Here is a 16,576-nt window from a genome sequence, read left to right as displayed (position 1 = left end):
TGAATTTTATATCAATCGAAATTTTTTAATATCAAAGGCAGTGCCATATTATGGCTATAGGCTAGATAACTTTCCATAGCATTGCTTCGCCAGCACGGATTGGCACCACTTCATCGCCACCAAAGGCCATTGTTTCAGGCACATTCCAGCTTTCTTTTTTGAGTGTAATGGTGTCTGTATTACGTGGAAGGTTGTAAAAGTCAGGACCATTAAAGCTTGAGAATGCTTCTAATTTATCTAAAGCGTCTGCTGCTTCGAATACTTCAGCATACAGCTCGATTGCCGCGTGCGCCGTGTAAGAGCCTGCACAACCACAAGCTGATTCTTTACGCCCTTGTGCATGCGGCGCAGAGTCGGTACCTAAGAAGAATTTAGGGCTGCCGCTTGTTGCTGCTTTAACCAGTGCGTCTTGATGAATATTACGCTTTAGAATCGGTAAGCAATAGAAATGCGGGCGAATGCCACCTACCAACATATGGTTACGGTTAAACATAAGATGATGAGCGGTAATCGTTGCCCCAACGTTAGGGCCTGCATGGGTTACAAACTCAACGGCATCTGCTGTTGTGATATGTTCCAATACCATTTTAAGATCTGGGAATTGTTCAACAATCGGTGCTAAAACTGTCTCTAGAAAGACTTTTTCACGGTCGAAAATATCGATATCGTGAGCGGTTACTTCACCATGAATAAGTAATGGCATGCCTGCTTCTTGCATTGCTTGAAGCGCAGGACGAATATGGTCAATTGATGTTACGCCCGAATCTGAATTGGTGGTTGCACCAGCAGGGTAAAGTTTGGCAGCGTATACATGGCCAGATGCTTTAGCTTTGTGGATTTCTTCTGCGGAAGTATTGTCGGTTAAATAGATAACCATAAGAGGAGAGAAGTTGCCCTGAGGGCCTTGGGCAATAATACGTTCGCGGTAAGATAGTGCCGATTCTGTATCAATAACGGGTGGGATCAAGTTAGGCATGATTATCGCTCGTCCCATATACCGGCTGATGTCACGAACAGTATCTTTTAATACGTCGCCATCGCGTAAATGCACATGCCAGTCGTCAGGACGTGTAATTGTAATCGTTGTCATATTTTCTTCCCTCCCAAAAAATTCGCCCGATTCTAAAAGCATACACGTACTAAGTAAAGGTCAATTATCGCACTAACCAGCAATTGTTGATTAATAACGCAATCGTTTGGCTTTAACCTAATATAAGTTTAGTTGAATGAGCATAATTCCAATTTATATCCCAGCCACTTCAAAACTCGCCTTTGGGAGTGTCTTGAAGTGACTTGGGTATATTCATGGTGGCTGTAAAGTAAAAAGGTCAGCATATGCTGACCTTAATAGTGGTGTTTTTTAGTTTATGATGCGTTGCTGGTTTTAGAGTTTAAATCGGTGTACCAGTGTATTTTGCTGATTGGCAAGTTCATCAAGTTTAGAGCTGGCCTCTGCCACTTCTTCCATTGAGCTAAAGTTTGCATCGGCAATATGACTGATATCTTCAAGGCTGCGCGCGATAGAACCTGTCGTACATTGCTGTTCTTCAGATGCTTGAGCTATTTGGGCACTCATCTGACTGATTTCCATGATAAGTGCTTGAATTTCTTCCATTGCACCATTGGCATCAGAGGCTTGTGTAATACTGCTTGTCATTTCAGTTACACAAGTTTGCATGACGCTAACCGCTTGTCCCGAACTTGATTGTAAACTTTGAATCATCTTTTCAATTTCAGATGTTGAATCAGTGGTGCGTTTAGCCAGCACTCTGACTTCATCGGCGACGACTGCAAAACCTCGACCTTGATCACCGGCTCGTGCTGCTTCGATTGCCGCATTCAATGCAAGTAAATTGGTTTGATCAGCAATGTTTCGGATCACATCAAGAATTGAACCGATATTACTACTCATTTCTTGTAGTTTAGAGACTGCAAGAACGGATTCATCTAAACGGTCTGAAAGTTGGTGTGCGGTGTGAATGTTTTTGCTCATCACATCACGACCGACTTCCGATGCTTTTTCTACTGCGTGTACGCGCTCCATCGATTGCTGTGCACTTAACGACACATCGGTAACAGATTGCTCCATTTCGGTCATGGCCGTTGCAACAGAGGCTGTTTGCTGACGTTGTTCATTTAATCGGTGTTTTGCTTTTGTCGTTGTTGTTTGGTTCTCTGCCGCAACCTTTGTTAGTCCCTCTGATGCTTGGCTTAGTTTTCTGAGTATTTCTTGTAAATTATCAGCCAGCGTATTGATGTGGTGGCTTAATTTATCGAATTCAATAAAAGTATTGCCGTTGATTCGCTGGGTCATATCACCATTCGTTAAGGCTTCTAATGTTTTTAACGTTGATACAAGAGGTTTACGAACGCAACCAGCAAGATACCAACCAATGAATATGGCCAGCAATGATACACAGATGCCGATTAAAATAGAGTTGGTATAGCCTTGGCTGTAGGTATTATTGGCACTTTCTATGGCTGAATCCATCTGCGAATTCGCAAGCGTTCTGAAGTTATCAAGTAACACCATTGCTTGATCAATTTCAGCGGCTAGCACTGCAATATTGTCGTATAGACGATTTCTTGCTTCTATATATTCATAGTGCTGATCAAGTACTCCACCTTTTTGCCCAATATCTAGCGTGTATTGAGCGACGGTTTTATCAAAAATGCGTTTTACTTCCGGTAATTGGGATGTAAGAGCTCGATATGATTGGCCAAGGTGGTTAACGAATTTTCTGTTATTTTTAAGCGCCTTTTCAATTTTAGCGATATCTTCAGTTGCGAGGGCATCTGATGTGATCGTCTCCGTTTTAGCTAGCTGATTAAAGTAACTCATTGCGATCATTTTTACGGAAAGATTATCTTGATCAGCAATATATTCTTTCATACGGACATTGAGTTCAGTGTGTAGCTGTTGAAAGCGGCGCGTGGATTGTTGGCGTTCCTCTTGGGCGAGTAATTGAACACGATAGTTGTTCATTGCACTGTGTGCTTCGTTGAAGTAACGCTCTTCTAATGCCGAGAGGTCTTCAAGGTAAGCATTTAATGTTGGGTTGCCTTTTGCCACTTTAGCAAGTTGCTCTCTTGCTTGTACAAACGCGTCTTGGGCTTGAGTAAAGTTAGTATCATAGGTTTGCATCCGAGTGGGATCTTGCGTGGTAAGGTAGTCCTTAAAAATTTTATCGGCAGCTAGCAGACTGACACTTGTTTGGTTTGTAGTGGAAACAAGCGGGAGTGCATTGGTCGTAACAGATTCAAGTTGTTGATGAATGCGGCTTGTTCCATCAAGCATCAGAACAATGGTGGCAATAAGTAGTGCGACCATTAGCGCAAACCCAGCATATATTCGTTGTATCACTGAGGCTTGTTTTTTTGATTTCATAATATCCCTAAAGAGTATATTTCAAGGTGAGCGTTCAATGCTGACTCACAACGTTAATTTAGAATGAGGCTTTATTAATTACATAGTATGAACTTGTCTGTATTGGCTTTTTATCATTCTTGCTGCTGGATTTTCAATCACTAAAGTAAGTCGTTAAAAACAAGGGGAAATCGACCTTTCATTACTCTATCAGTCTTTTTAAGAACGTTATTATCATCCTCGATAATAAGTAATTGATTGAACGCATACTTTGACGGCTGCATCAAAAAAAAATTATTTGATGTAAATTTCACTGGTAAATACGTTTAAAACAGTGTCCAATATTGCCCTGTGCGTTTTACTCAAGCATACTGATGACGTTAGTTTTAATCTAAACGGAGCTTGATATGGCAGAAGAAACTATCTTCAGTAAAATTATTCGCAAAGAAATTCCAGCAGATGTCTTGTATCAAGATGATTTGGTCACGGCTTTTCGTGATATCAATCCACGAGCACCTAGCCATATCTTAATTATTCCTAATAAGCTTATTCCTACAGTGAATGATGTAGAAGCTGAAGATGAAGTAATGATGGGGCGCATGTTCACTGTTGCACGTAAGCTAGCAGAGAAAGAGGGTGTTGCAGAAAATGGTTACCGTTTAATTGTGAATTGTAACCCACATGGTGGACAAGAAGTTTACCATGTTCATATGCATTTACTGGGTGGTCGTCCATTAGGGCCGATGTTAGTCGGGTAAAGTAAATGTAATACCCGAGTCGCTTTAAGGTGCAAACGTGTACCTTGAAGTGACTTCGGATGGCTTTTGTCTATTTTTATATCGCTAAACTTGGGTATATTCGTCAGCCTTTTTCGTTTTAATCGAAACAGGGCTAGTATTCTAATATCTCAGGATTTTTCATAGGATGTGGTTATCAAATTCATGTTTAAACATGCCACAGTAGTGCTGCTTTCTTTCAGTTTGATGGCCTGTGCTAACTTATCTACACAGAATTTATTTAGCCATTATAGTGCTGCAAATGCTGATTCGCACTTGGCGCTTGAGCAAGGTTTATATAGTAAAGCTGTTGATGCACTACCCGATGCTCCAGCAGGGGATATTCTTGATGGCATGGAGCGCGGTCGAATAAGTTTTGTTGCTCAGCAATATCCAACCAGTTTTGGTGCTTTTCAGCGTGCCGATATGGCAGTGAAAGAGCAGCAACGCCAAGCAACCATTCAGGTTTCGGAAGGCTTGAATCAGGCGGGAGCTTTGTTAACAAACGATAATATGATCACCTATGAGCCTGCCGATTATGAGCTGGGCTTTTTACATCTTTATTTAGCATTGAATTATCTTGAGCAAAAAAAGCTTGAAGGTGCCTTAATTGAAGTTCGTCGTGCCAATCAGGTGCAAGAAGCGGCACGTAAGCAGCGTGAGGCACAATTAAAGAGTGCAGAAAAAGAAGTACAGAAAAAAGGCATTAGCAATAATGTTGGCGCTGTACTCGCTCGTTATCCTGATGCAGGAAAAAAACTTGGTCAGGTGCAAAATGGTTACTTATTCTATCTGTCAGGGGTGTTGTATGAAGCCGATGGCAATTTGAACGACGCCTATATTGATTACAAGCGTGCTTTTGCAGTTGCACCGAATAATACCTTTATAGCGAATACCGTTTTACGTGTAGCAACAGCTTTGAATATGACAAACGATTTACCGACCTTACAAGCACGTTATGGCAAGTATGAAAAGCCAGTGCAAGGCAATGGTCGTGTTGTTATTTTTGATGAGCAAGGTGTGGTACAAGCGCTTGATAATTGGCGGTTGCCATTATGGTTACCTGATAGCCGTGGTGATGGTGCGATATACAACTTAGCATTACCTTACTATTCGAATAAACCAGTTAAACGTTTTACACCATTAAAGTTAGACAACCAGCCAGTGAATGGCGGGCAAGTCACGAGCGTGAACGATATGGCAAAAAATAGCTTAAACGAAGCACTACCCGCCATTGTTGTTCGACAATCATTACGCGTATTGGCTAAAAATGAAGTACGTAAAACAGCATCAAGCAAAGGAAATGATGTTGGCAATATTTTAGCCAATATCTTTAATACCTTAACAGAGCAACCAGATACCCGAAGTTGGCAGTCGTTACCTGCAAATGTGGATATCTATCATAAGGACTTAAGTGCTGGAGCGCATAACTTAAGTTGGAATGGACAGCAATTGAATGTCGATGTGAAAGCTAATCGAACAACCATGGTTTGGGTGTCTCGGCAAGGTAATCAGATTAGCTGGTGGTCGACGCTATTAGGAGGAATCTAATGAAATATTTATCCATATTGTTATTCGCTTTCGCACTCACTGCCTGTAGTACAACTACATCGGGCATCAGTATTGAAAGTAGTAACCAAAATGTCGTTATTGGTAATTCATCACTGGCGAATCGCTTATCCATTGAACGTGCAACAGTTGGTCATAATAATGGCTTAATGAAAGCAGGCGTACCTGTAACAAGCAAAATCAGTAGTGATTTAGAGTTACAATATCGTTTTTACTGGTATGACGGTCAAGGCTTAGAGATCAGTGGTAGTGATTCACCTTGGCGCCAGTTTGTCTTACACGGCAAAGACACCATGACATTGCAAGCAATGGCAAGAAGCCTAGAAGCCAAGCAATACCGTATTTATATTCGAGAAGCTAGTTATTAATTACAACCATTGAAGGTAAGAAAATGAAAAAAAGCATTATTGCTGTATTGGGTGTCGCTGTTTTATTAGGTGGTTGTGCGCAAAAGGTTAGCTATGGCGATGCGCAGCAGGCAGAAACAACAACGATTGAGTTTGGTTCAACTGATCTGCAGAAGATAGCAGAAGAGATGACAGATAGCATGCTAGCGTCTGGCTCTGTTGCGGCGATTACTGGTGCGAATCAGCGTCCAATTATTGTTGTTGATAGCATCAAGAACAAAACCAGTGAGCACATTGATACCGAATCTGTAACCGATTCGATCAGTACACGTTTACTTAACTCTGGTAAGTTCCGTTTTGTTGATATGACGCGTGTTGAAGCAGTACGTAAGCAACTTAACTTCCAAAATGATGACGAGCTAGTGAACCAAAGCACTGCGATTCAGTTTGGTCAAATGGTTGGTGCTCAGTACATGCTGTACGGCAACCTATCAAGCATTGTGAAACAAGCTGGTAGCGATAAAGACGTTTACTACAAAATGACAATGCGTCTAATGGATCTGAAAACAGGTCTGATTGAGTGGGCAGATGAAACTGAAATTCGTAAGCAAGAAGCTAAAAGCTTTCTTGGTTGGTAATCTCAGTTAATTAACACCAGTGATAAATGATTTAGGTTATTGCTTGTTCGTTATGTAGGTCGATATTAATGAGCAGGAATAACCTAATTTTCTTAGAACGGTCAGATAATTAATGGGCTTGGTATAAGTGGAATCATTCGATCAATCAGTGCTTAGTGCTCTAACCGATGTTGAATTTGTTACTGCAAAGCCGCTTTCGGGCGGTCTTAGCAATCGATGTTGGTTGCTTGAATTACGGCATCATATGCCGCTACACAAACCTGACAGCTTTCCACCTTCTCTGCGTTCGACACCTCAGCCAACAACCTCGACGATTCATCAGTATGTTTGGCGACCGAATGCGGCTTCATCCCGTGCTTTTGGGGTTTCTCGTCAACACGAATACCAAATACTGTCATTAATTCAGTCTCAGCATGTCGCTCCTGCACCGTATCGGTTATTAGAGAGCGGCTTATTAGTTGAATGGGTGATTGGGCACCAACACCCATTGTTATCTGATGTTGATTTAATGGCATTGCAAGCGAGGGTGCATCGACTCCCAGTACCTGCTTGGCGGTTAGATGTAAAATCAAAAATTGAACATTATTGGCAGTTCATACCTGAACATGTAAAAACGCCTCTTCTTCAGTCTGTATATGCTGATTTCCAACATAAAGCATTGCCAATTGGCTTTGCTGATACGTGTTGCCATCATGATTTAGGCCGTTACAACATTATTCAAACAGAAGACGGTGGGTATAAGATCATTGATTGGGAGTATGCTGCAGCTGGTGACCCATCATTAGATCTTGCGTTAACCATTAATGCCAACGGGCTAGATCCTTTAATGGCTGTGAATGCATATTGTTCAGCGCTTCAGATAACAGGCACTCAGGCATGGCATAACGCGATAGCATTGTGGCAACCGTGGTGTGAACTCTTGGCTTTATTGTGGTTTCTTGTTGGGGCAGAGCTTTGGCAGGATGACACATACACAGAGCAAGCCTTGCAGCTGCTTACTGCGCTTACCGTATAATAACGACTGCTTATTGAATCAATTCTCTCTGAATCGAGTATCTAGAGCTTACTTGGGTATATAGTTTATATATCAATTGAGCTGGGTATTATCTACGAATGACTAAAAATCGAACACGATGGGTGTGTTGTTTACTTATGATTATATTGCTTACTGGGTGTACGCTACGGCTTGGCTACAATACATTGAATTTTTGGATTACCTATTATCTTGCAGATTATGTCAGCCTTAACTCAACGCAAGAACGTGCATTTGAAAGAAATCTAGATATCGCTTTGGTGATGCACCGCAACAAAGAGCTGCCTAAATTCCACCGCTTAATTGATGAACTGCAAGCTGACTTGGCTAAACCGCTTAGCTTTAATCAAATTCGCGGCTATTATTTAAAATTCACTGAGGCTGGTAAAGAGTCTACAAGTGTTTTGTCTAAACCTTTTGCTGCAATGATTCAATCGTTAAGTGCTAGTCAAATTAATGAGCTAAATCAGAACGTAGAGAAAAAAATAGAGCAGGTCATAGCAAAAAGAAAGAAATTATCGCCCAAGGACAAAATAGTTATTCGGCGTGATAAATTACAAGATGCAGCCCGTGGTTGGATAGGCTCTTTGTCTAATAAGCAAAAAGCGATATTGCTTGAATTGACTGAATATCAGGTTGAAATGGAGCCTATATTCTTTTCAATATGGCGTGATTTTCTTCGTGATTGGCAAGAACTAATAAAAAATCGAGATAATCCAGATTTCGAATCTAAACTGAATGTGTTATTACAGCAGTTGATCGCTTTCGAAAATGCCAGTGTACAACTTGATGTTAATGTTTATTTAACGAGGCGCTTCGATGTATTACGTCGATTAAACCATACTCTAAGTAGTAAACAGACACATTATTTGAATAGTAGGCTGGTTGATATGCGAAAAGATACCGCTATGTTGATCAATGAAAAATGATGTTTTTGCAAACGGAGTCATAGTTTTCAATTTCAGCCTTTTAAACCTTATAAAACATGTTAGATTAAATTATTGTAACGAAAAAATGCATAATTACACGCCATATGGTGGTGTTTTGTTAAGAGCAAGAGGGAGAATATATGATTATTTATCTGCACGGCTTTGATTCAAATAGCCCAGGTAATCACGAGAAAGTGTTACAACTGCAATTCATTGACCCTGATGTTCGTTTCGTTAACTACAGTACTTTGCATCCTAAGCATGATATGCAGCATTTAATTAAGGAAGTACATAAACTAATAGAAGAGTCAGATGATACTAAGCCATTAATTTGTGGGGTTGGGCTGGGTGGATATTGGGCTGAGCGTATTGGTTTTTTATGCGGTATTAAGCAAGTTATTTTTAACCCAAACCTAAACCCTAGCGTCAATATGGAAGGGAGGATCGATCGCCCTGAAGAATATATCGATATCGGCACTAAGTGTGTTACCGATTTTCGTGAAAAAAATGCAGGTAATTGCCTCTGTATACTTTCAACTAATGATGAAGTGTTAGATAATCAGCTCACAAGTGATGCGCTCAGTGATTTCTATAAAATCATTTGGGATGAGACACAAAATCATAAATTTAAAAAGATCTCGCAGCATCTACAAGCTATGAAAGCGTTTAAAGAATAGTCTTAAGCCCTCCTACACCTCAGACGGATCATAGATCCGTCTGCCAGATTTAGTCAGTCTGTATATCCAAAAAATTCTATAAAATAAAGAGGAAGTTATTGTGACGCGTATTATCGTTGTAGGCGGTGGCGCTGGTGGTCTAGAGCTTGCTACAAAGCTTGGAAGAACACTAGGTCGTAAAGGGCGCGCCCAAGTCACATTAGTTGATCGTAAAGCCAGCCACTTATGGAAACCACTTTTGCACGAAGTTGCAACAGGTTCTATGGATGCCGGTGTTGATGCTTTAAGTTACCGTGCTCATGCAAAAAATCATCATTTCGATTTTCAGATGGGTAGTTTGAAAGAGATTGATCGTGAAAATAAGGTGATAACGTTAGCTGAGCTCCATGATGAGCACAACGAACTGCTAATGCCAGAACGTAATCTTGATTACGATATTTTGGTTATGGCGATTGGATCTACATCCAATGACTTCAACACCCCTGGTGTAAGTGACAATTGTATTTTCCTTGATAGTCCGGAGCAAGCACATCGTTTCCGTACTGAAATGAATAACCAATTCTTGAAGCTTCATGCGAATAAAGAATTAAAAACAGTTGATATTGCGATTGTTGGTGCTGGGGCTACAGGTGTTGAGCTATCTGCTGAACTACATAATGCAGTTGCTGAATTGCGTACCTATGGCTTTGGTGATTTAGACAGTTCACGTTTGAACGTCAATCTTGTTGAAGCTGGTGAGCGTATTCTACCTGCATTACCGCCACGTATTTCATCTGCAGCTCACAGCGAATTAACCAAATTAGGCGTGAATGTTCGCACCATGACTATGGTGACAAAAGCTGATTCTACTGGTCTAACAACCAAAGACGGTGAACATATTCCGGCACACATCATGGTATGGGCTGCGGGTATTAAAGCGCCTGATTTCATGAAGGATATTGCAGGGCTAGAAACTAACCGTATTAATCAGTTAGTGGTTAAGCCAACGTTACAGACAACGCGTGATGACGACATTTACGCAATTGGTGATCTTGCATCATGTGTGCAAGAAGATGGTAGTTTTGTACCACCTCGCGCGCAGGCTGCACACCAAATGGCAAGTCGTTGTTTCTCTAATATTGTCGCTAAAATTACAGACCGTGAGCAAAAGCCTTATATATACAGTGATCATGGTTCACTGGTATCACTGAGTCGTTTTTCTACAGTTGGTAGCTTGATGGGTAACCTGACGAAAGGCTCAATGATGGTAGAAGGGCGCATTGCACGTATCGTGTATATCTCTCTCTATCGCATGCATTTAGTCGCGCTTCATGGTGTATTTAAAACCGGTTTGATGATGTTGGTTGGCCGTATTAACCGTGTACTTCGTCCGAACTTAAAACTGCACTAATCGCGCTTTTATAACGTATTGATTTACATAAAAATGCCAGCCTTGTTATAACAAAGCTGGCATTTTTTATGCCGTTTCAGTCATGCCGATTCAATAATAGCAACCTAAATAAGTTGCTTATCACTCTGATCGTCGATATTTGTCTAGATTCACATTAGTTAATCTTGAATAATTCCACATCAAAAATCAACACAGATCCAGGGGGAATACTGCCCGCGCCACCGTTACCATATGCTAATTCCGACGGGATAAAAAAGCGTGTTTTCTCGCCAACAACCATCAGCTGCACACCTTCCGTCCAACCTTTGATTACTTGATTCAAACCAAAAGAAATTGTTTTGCCGCGATCAACAGAACTATCAAACACCGAACCATTAATTAATGTGCCGTGGTAGTGAACGGTTACTTTATCTGAAGCTTTAGGGTGTTCTGCTCCCGTACCTTCTTGTAAAACTAAGTACTGAAGACCTGAATCTGTCGTTTTTACACCGTCTTTGAGTTTATTTTCTGCTAGAAACTCTTGACCTATTTTGATGTTTCCGCCTGCTGCTTGTTTGTTGCTGTAAGAACGCTGTACAAAGAATATCACTAAGCCAATAAGGGCAATGGTAACAATAATTTTAAACACGGTGTTTTCCTAACGGTTAGATTTTAAATAAGTTTACTGTAATTAAGCTTGGAAATGTACTGGTTTAGCGTGGAAACAGATCTTCAGGAATCAAAGAATACACGAGCCCATTTTGGGTTTTTCCATGAGTAAATATTCGATTTCTTGCTTCACATTCAAATTGTGCATTACAGGCGATGGCTGTTTTTTGGCTCGGATAGTTATCAGGGTGAATTATGATTTCTAATCGCGTTAACCCTAAGGTCATAAAAGCAAACTGCGCGAGTGCTAAACAGGCTTCTGATGCGATACCTTGGCGGTGGTATGACGTCCGTACCCAGTAACCCAGGTTGGCAGAATTACACATAGGAATTAATGCACTGATAGAAACACTGCCAACAAAGGTATCGTCAAAACGATCAAAAATAGCAAGCTCATAGCTCATGTCTGTTTGCCAGCTTAATCGGCTAGACGCAATCCATTCATGGGCGTCGTGCTGATCGTAATAGGGCGTGCACCACTCAAGCCAAGGGCTTAACTGTTCAGTTGACTCTTGAACAGCAGTAAGATGAGCGAGTAAATCGACAGTTTTAAAAGGACGTAAAATTAATCGCTGAGTTGATAGCTCAAAGTCCATTTTCATTATAATTGTTTACCTACTCTTTTTTGTGGCGTAATAAAACGAGATGTTCTATCGAAGCATAGCATTGAATTAGCGCAACATTATGATCAACTACTTACCTAGAATGGTATAAAAAGCCCCCGCAATGCGAGGGCTAGTTGGTAGTATAAGTTAGCTTCCTACTCGGCGTACTTGAATAATAACGCCTAGTAGAGGGTTATCTAAGTAATGTATTTCGCCGCTGCGCATGCGTCGCTGCTGTGATAATCGATAAGGCTTCAAAAACTCTTCAACCTTAATGTTCTTTTTCACTTCTTGTAGGTGACCAATTTGAACATTACTGTTTACGTCAATGCCATTTCCTGTGGCAGTATCAGTATCAACATTCATCGCATTCTGTTCATTAACAATGCTTTCAAGTAATGGCTTCGTCATAATAACTTCACGACGACTTGGCTCTCGTAAATCGAGGTTGGCATCTAAAAATAAATAATGCTGAACATAGACTTGTAGCATTCCGTTTAATTGATATAGCGGATCTGAATTTGCCTCGTTAGCTATATCAGCGACATCGTTATTGGAATCGGATCGTAGAGGGATGCTGTTATCTGTTGTGATTGTAATACCATCATTGTTGGTATCACTGCCAATTGAACCTGCGTTTGTAGGCTGTACAACATCCTTTTTTGAACGGCCATCAGGTAAAAACTGCTCAGAAAAATCACGACCCGCAGTTATAAATAACTTCGGTGCGTTAGCCTGATTCTGATCACCTTGACGCCATGCAATGTGGGCAAGAGGCGTAAAGCCAGCGTGTTTTTTTAGTTTGTTATACTGGGTATTAAGTGCATATTGGCTAGACGGTAGAATAGTTACCCCTTTCGCTTTTAATGCTGCGGTATCTTCTAAAGATAGAGCGCCTTGCATATCAACTTGTTTGAGTTGTTCGGGCCAAGATTCGTTAACCTGTTCAGGGTTAATGTTTCGCTTGAATAGAATAACTTCTACATCAAACTGTCTCGCCGCAAATGATGGCCAACTAACGGCCAGAAGAAGCAAATAAATCAGTTTTTTCAAGGTAATCTCCGCACTTCAGTGCTTGTATTTCCAATTCATACAAACGGCTGATTTAGTAAAGTCAGCCGTTTGGTTTGTATGTTTTGGATTATATTGTGTTTTCTGATAATTGGGTTAGTAGCTGGTCCACAAACTTGATGCGTTCTTTGCGATCTGTCATTGGTGCCATGACTTTTAGTTTGGTTGGACCTTCCATACGGTAATGTTGAGGCTTTGATTGCAGTAAACCGACGAGAAAAACAGGGTTAATAGCGGCATCTTGTTCAAATTCAAGATATCCACCTTTTTCACCCGCCTCAATACGACGAATACCGACTGCAGCTGCTTTTAATTTTAAATTGTTTACCGTTAGCAAGTTGGTTGTTGCTTCAGGTAATAGACCAAACCGATCAATCAGTTCGACTTTTAAATCGTTCAAATCTTGTTCATCAATCGCACTGGCAATGCGCTTGTATAATGATAAACGCATGTTGATATCGGGAATGTAATCATCAGGTAGTAACGCGGGTAAACGTAGCTCTACTTCCGTCTGCTTACGTAGCAGATCATCAAGTGATGACTCTTTACCTTCTTTCAATGCTTCAACCGCTTGCTCTAGCATTTCCATGAACAGTGAAAATCCAATGGATTGAATTTGACCACTTTGTTCGTCACCTAATAATTCACCTGCACCACGAATTTCAAGGTCATGCGTTGCCAATGTGAACCCAGCACCAAGATCTTCCAGTGATTCGATGGCCTCTAAACGTTTGACTGCATCTTTCGTCATACGCTTTTTGTGTGGTGTTAATAAATAGGCATAGGCTTGGTGGTGCGATCGTCCAACACGACCCCGAAGTTGGTGCAATTGTGCTAAACCAAGGTTGTCGGCACGATTCATGATGATCGTGTTTGCTGTTGGAATATCAATACCGGTTTCGATTATGGTTGTACAGACGAGCAAGTTGAAGCGCTGGTGATAAAAATCGCCCATCACTTTTTCGAGTTCACGTTCACGCATTTGACCATGAGCAAAAGTGATACGCGCTTCTGGGATCAGTTTGGCTAATTCTTCGGTGGTTTTCTCAATGCTGTCGACTTCATTGTGCAGGAAGTAAACTTGACCACCACGTGTTATTTCACGTAGCACGGCTTCACGAATAATTGCGTCGTCTTTTTCTCGTACAAATGTTTTAATGGCTAAGCGACGTGCTGGCGGTGTTGCAATGATAGATAAATCACGCATACCACTCATAGCCATATTGAGCGTACGAGGAATCGGTGTTGCCGTGAGGGTCAAAATATCAATATCGGCACGAATGGCTTTAATTTTCTCTTTTTGACGCACACCAAAGCGGTGCTCTTCATCAACGACTAATAAACCTAAATCGTGATATTTGACTGAAGCGTTAAGTAGTTTATGTGTGCCGATGAGGATATCAATTTTGCCGTCTTCGGCATCAAGCATTACCTGTTTTTGTTCTTTCGCTGTTTTAAAACGTGAAAGCACTTCAACACGAACGGCCGTATTGGCAAAACGGTCACGGAAGTTTTCAAAATGCTGCTGTGCCAATAATGTGGTAGGCACCAATACCGTGACTTGTTTGTTGTTATCAATAGCAACAAACGCAGCACGCATCGCGACTTCCGTTTTACCAAAGCCAACGTCACCACACACAAGGCGGTCCATGGCTCTAGGCTGACACATGTCTGAAAGTACAGAATTAATCGCTAAGGCTTGGTCGTGGGTCTCTTCAAAAGGAAAACTACTACAGAAATCAGCATAAGATTCTCGATCTAACGTGAATTTAAAGCCAGGTTTTAGTTCGCGCTTTGCGTAAACATCGAGTAATTCTGCAGCAACATCACGTACTTTTTCAGCTGCTTTTTTACGTGCTTTGACCCATGCTTCGCCACCCAGTTTATGCAGCGGCGCACTATCATCAGCACCGCCAGAGTAACGGCTAATTAGGTGCAGCGATGCAACCGGTACATAGAGCTTTGCACCTGCATGGTATTCAAGCATGACATATTCGGTTGTTATACCACCAGCTTCTAATGTTTGCAGACCTTGATAGCGACCAATGCCGTGATCGATATGTACTACAGGCTGACCGATTTGTAGTTCAGCCAAGTTACGAATAATGGTATCGGCATTGACACTTTTTTTCTCATCACGACGACGGCGTTGATTAACGCGTTCACCGAGTAAATCACTTTCACAAATAAACGCGACAGAAGGCGATTCAAGAATGAAGCCTTGCTCTGCAGCACCAATAACCAGTGTGTAATCACTTGGTGCTTCAATGGCTTCTTCTAGACTAGCGCACACCATTGGGCGCATTTTTATACGAGCTAATAGATCCAGTAACGCTTCACGTCGACCTTCAGAGGCAACGGAAAAGACAACTTTGCCTTTGAATTGCTCGGTAAAACGACGTAGTGCAGCAAAAGGTTCTTTAAGTTGTTGATTGATGATTATTTCAGGTACTGGTGTTAACGTTGGATTGTATCGACCCGCTTTATCGGGTTCGTTTTCATGACGAATACGAACTTGTGGCAACGTTTTAAAACCGCGGAACATCTCATCTTTTGTTAGCCATAATTCTTTGGGTTCTAACAAAGGGCGCAAGGGGTCAACACGACGTTGATCAAAGCGGTGATCTGCATCTGCTAAGAAATGGTCAACGGAGGGTTCTAATTCTCCCAATGTTACTAATAAGGTTTCATCGGGTAAATAATCGAAGAGTGTTTCAGTTTTTTCAAAAAACAGAGGCTGCCAATACTCAATACCTGCAGGCCAAGTACGTTTGCTTACTTGCTGATAGATAGATTCGGGTTCACGGCGTGCTTCAAAGCGTTCACGCCAGCGCATCCGGAAATTTTCGATTGCAATTTCATCAGTTGGAAATTCGTGAGCTGGTAATAAATTGATGCTATCAATTTCACCGGTTGAACGCTGATTTTCAGGATCGAACTGGCGAATGGAATCGACTTCGTCATCAAAAAAGTCAATACGATAGGGTTGATTGCTACCCATTGGGAATAGGTCGAGTAATGAACCTCGGCTGGCATATTCGCCATGCTCCATTACTTGATCGGCATGGCGATAACCAGATGCTTCTAGCTGTAAACGAAGCTTATCAAGTGATAGGCGATCACCATTGCGTACAATTAAAGCATGCTTGCGAAGGTAATCACGGGGTGTTAAACGCTGCAATAAGGTACTAATAGGCACCAAAATAATGCCATCAGACTGGGTCGGTAACTTGTATAAACGTGCAAGGCGATCAGATGTAATATCTTGGTGTGGCGAGAAATTATCGTACGGCAGTGTTTCCCAGTCAGGGAATACATTCACCTCGACAGACGTGAACTGACTAATTTCTGGTTGTAGGCGTAGCGCTGTTTGTGTATCAGGCACAACAGCAAGAATAGGGCCTTGATGTGCGTGAGACAGTTCAGCGACAGACAGTGCCAAAGCAGCACCAGATAGGTTACCAATGAAACGGTTATCCCCTTTTTTACTCGGCAGGGGCAGTGAGAGTAATGATAATGCTTTCAT

Annotated in this window: 14 protein-coding genes; 8 read left to right on the top strand and 6 right to left on the bottom strand. The window is 41.5% G+C overall.

From position 1 onward, the window contains the following. Positions 1 to 61 precede the first annotated feature (61 nt). Positions 62 to 1,090: a dihydroorotase gene (pyrC, locus tag C9J12_RS11085; RefSeq protein WP_107242772.1), complete on the bottom strand. Its 1,029-nt coding sequence runs from the start codon at positions 1,088 to 1,090 to the stop codon at positions 62 to 64. A 294-nt stretch (positions 1,091 to 1,384) separates the two neighbouring features. Continuing rightward, positions 1,385 to 3,388 (bottom strand): methyl-accepting chemotaxis protein, encoded by a 2,004-nt coding sequence (locus tag C9J12_RS11080; protein WP_107242771.1) that lies wholly within the window; start codon positions 3,386 to 3,388, stop codon positions 1,385 to 1,387. Between the two features lie 386 nt (positions 3,389 to 3,774). Here C9J12_RS11080 and hinT point away from each other — a divergent pair, with 386 nt between their 5' ends. The 8 genes from hinT (at position 3,775) to C9J12_RS11040 (ending at position 10,726) form a co-directional block, all read left to right on the top strand. After that, positions 3,775 to 4,125 (top strand): purine nucleoside phosphoramidase, encoded by a 351-nt coding sequence (gene hinT / locus C9J12_RS11075; protein WP_107242770.1) that lies wholly within the window; start codon positions 3,775 to 3,777, stop codon positions 4,123 to 4,125. Between the two features lie 174 nt (positions 4,126 to 4,299). Continuing rightward, complete coding sequence (locus C9J12_RS11070; protein WP_170111763.1) at positions 4,300 to 5,694, top strand: COG3014 family protein; 1,395 nt, start codon at positions 4,300 to 4,302, stop codon at positions 5,692 to 5,694. Then, positions 5,694 to 6,080, top strand: a complete 387-nt coding sequence (locus tag C9J12_RS11065) for a YcfL family protein (protein WP_107242768.1) — start codon at positions 5,694 to 5,696, stop codon at positions 6,078 to 6,080. Before C9J12_RS11070 ends, C9J12_RS11065 begins: the two co-directional genes overlap by 1 nt. Positions 6,081 to 6,103: 23 nt before the next feature. Then, the gene (gene lpoB / locus C9J12_RS11060; protein ID WP_006233552.1) at positions 6,104 to 6,697 is read left to right on the top strand and encodes a penicillin-binding protein activator LpoB; all 594 of its coding nucleotides are present in this window, start codon (positions 6,104 to 6,106) and stop codon (positions 6,695 to 6,697) included. A 127-nt stretch (positions 6,698 to 6,824) separates the two neighbouring features. Continuing rightward, positions 6,825 to 7,712 carry a phosphotransferase gene (locus C9J12_RS11055; protein WP_107242767.1) on the top strand — a complete coding sequence of 296 codons (888 nt, stop codon included), beginning with the start codon at positions 6,825 to 6,827 and terminating at the stop codon, positions 7,710 to 7,712. A 137-nt stretch (positions 7,713 to 7,849) separates the two neighbouring features. Beyond that, positions 7,850 to 8,659 carry a DUF6279 family lipoprotein gene (locus C9J12_RS11050; protein WP_227876330.1) on the top strand — a complete coding sequence of 270 codons (810 nt, stop codon included), beginning with the start codon at positions 7,850 to 7,852 and terminating at the stop codon, positions 8,657 to 8,659. A 140-nt stretch (positions 8,660 to 8,799) separates the two neighbouring features. Next, positions 8,800 to 9,336, top strand: a complete 537-nt coding sequence (gene ycfP, locus C9J12_RS11045) for an alpha/beta hydrolase YcfP (protein ID WP_107242766.1) — start codon at positions 8,800 to 8,802, stop codon at positions 9,334 to 9,336. Between the two features lie 100 nt (positions 9,337 to 9,436). Then, positions 9,437 to 10,726, top strand: a complete 1,290-nt coding sequence (locus C9J12_RS11040; protein WP_107242765.1) for an NAD(P)/FAD-dependent oxidoreductase — start codon at positions 9,437 to 9,439, stop codon at positions 10,724 to 10,726. A gap of 154 nt (positions 10,727 to 10,880) precedes the next feature. Here C9J12_RS11040 and C9J12_RS11035 read toward each other — a convergent pair whose 3' ends face one another. The 4 genes from C9J12_RS11035 to mfd form a co-directional block, all read right to left on the bottom strand. Beyond that, a complete protein-coding gene (locus C9J12_RS11035; protein ID WP_107242764.1) occupies positions 10,881 to 11,354 on the bottom strand; it encodes an FKBP-type peptidyl-prolyl cis-trans isomerase in 474 nt (157 codons plus the stop codon). A gap of 64 nt (positions 11,355 to 11,418) precedes the next feature. Then, on the bottom strand, positions 11,419 to 11,976 hold the full coding sequence (locus C9J12_RS11030; protein WP_107242763.1) for a GNAT family N-acetyltransferase: 558 nt from the start codon (positions 11,974 to 11,976) through the stop codon (positions 11,419 to 11,421). A 150-nt stretch (positions 11,977 to 12,126) separates the two neighbouring features. Continuing rightward, on the bottom strand, positions 12,127 to 13,032 hold the full coding sequence (locus C9J12_RS11025) for a peptidoglycan binding protein CsiV (protein WP_107242762.1): 906 nt from the start codon (positions 13,030 to 13,032) through the stop codon (positions 12,127 to 12,129). An 88-nt stretch (positions 13,033 to 13,120) separates the two neighbouring features. Continuing rightward, positions 13,121 to 16,576 (bottom strand): transcription-repair coupling factor, encoded by a 3,456-nt coding sequence (gene mfd / locus C9J12_RS11020; protein ID WP_107242761.1) that lies wholly within the window; start codon positions 16,574 to 16,576, stop codon positions 13,121 to 13,123.

Origin of the sequence: Photobacterium frigidiphilum (assembly GCF_003025615.1) — a bacterium.
Taxonomy (GTDB): domain Bacteria; phylum Pseudomonadota; class Gammaproteobacteria; order Enterobacterales; family Vibrionaceae; genus Photobacterium; species Photobacterium frigidiphilum.
The sequence above is the reverse complement of the archived record's forward strand: the minus strand, read 5'-3'. Positions and strand labels throughout refer to the sequence as shown.

Excerpts from the sequence above, each read along its gene's own strand:
- ycfP (WP_107242766.1), top strand. The coding sequence starts at position 8,800 with ATGATTATTTATCTGCACGGCTTTGATTCAAATAGCCCAGGTAATCAC.
- C9J12_RS11030 (WP_107242763.1), bottom strand. The coding sequence starts at position 11,976 with ATGAAAATGGACTTTGAGCTATCAACTCAGCGATTAATTTTACGTCCT.
- C9J12_RS11080 (WP_107242771.1), bottom strand. The coding sequence starts at position 3,388 with ATGAAATCAAAAAAACAAGCCTCAGTGATACAACGAATATATGCTGGG.
- hinT (WP_107242770.1), top strand. The coding sequence starts at position 3,775 with ATGGCAGAAGAAACTATCTTCAGTAAAATTATTCGCAAAGAAATTCCA.
- C9J12_RS11065 (WP_107242768.1), top strand. The coding sequence starts at position 5,694 with ATGAAATATTTATCCATATTGTTATTCGCTTTCGCACTCACTGCCTGT.
- mfd (WP_107242761.1), bottom strand. The coding sequence starts at position 16,576 with ATGAAAGCATTATCATTACTCTCACTGCCCCTGCCGAGTAAAAAAGGG.
- lpoB (WP_006233552.1), top strand. The coding sequence starts at position 6,104 with ATGAAAAAAAGCATTATTGCTGTATTGGGTGTCGCTGTTTTATTAGGT.
- pyrC (WP_107242772.1), bottom strand. The coding sequence starts at position 1,090 with ATGACAACGATTACAATTACACGTCCTGACGACTGGCATGTGCATTTA.
- C9J12_RS11050 (WP_227876330.1), top strand. The coding sequence starts at position 7,850 with ATGATTATATTGCTTACTGGGTGTACGCTACGGCTTGGCTACAATACA.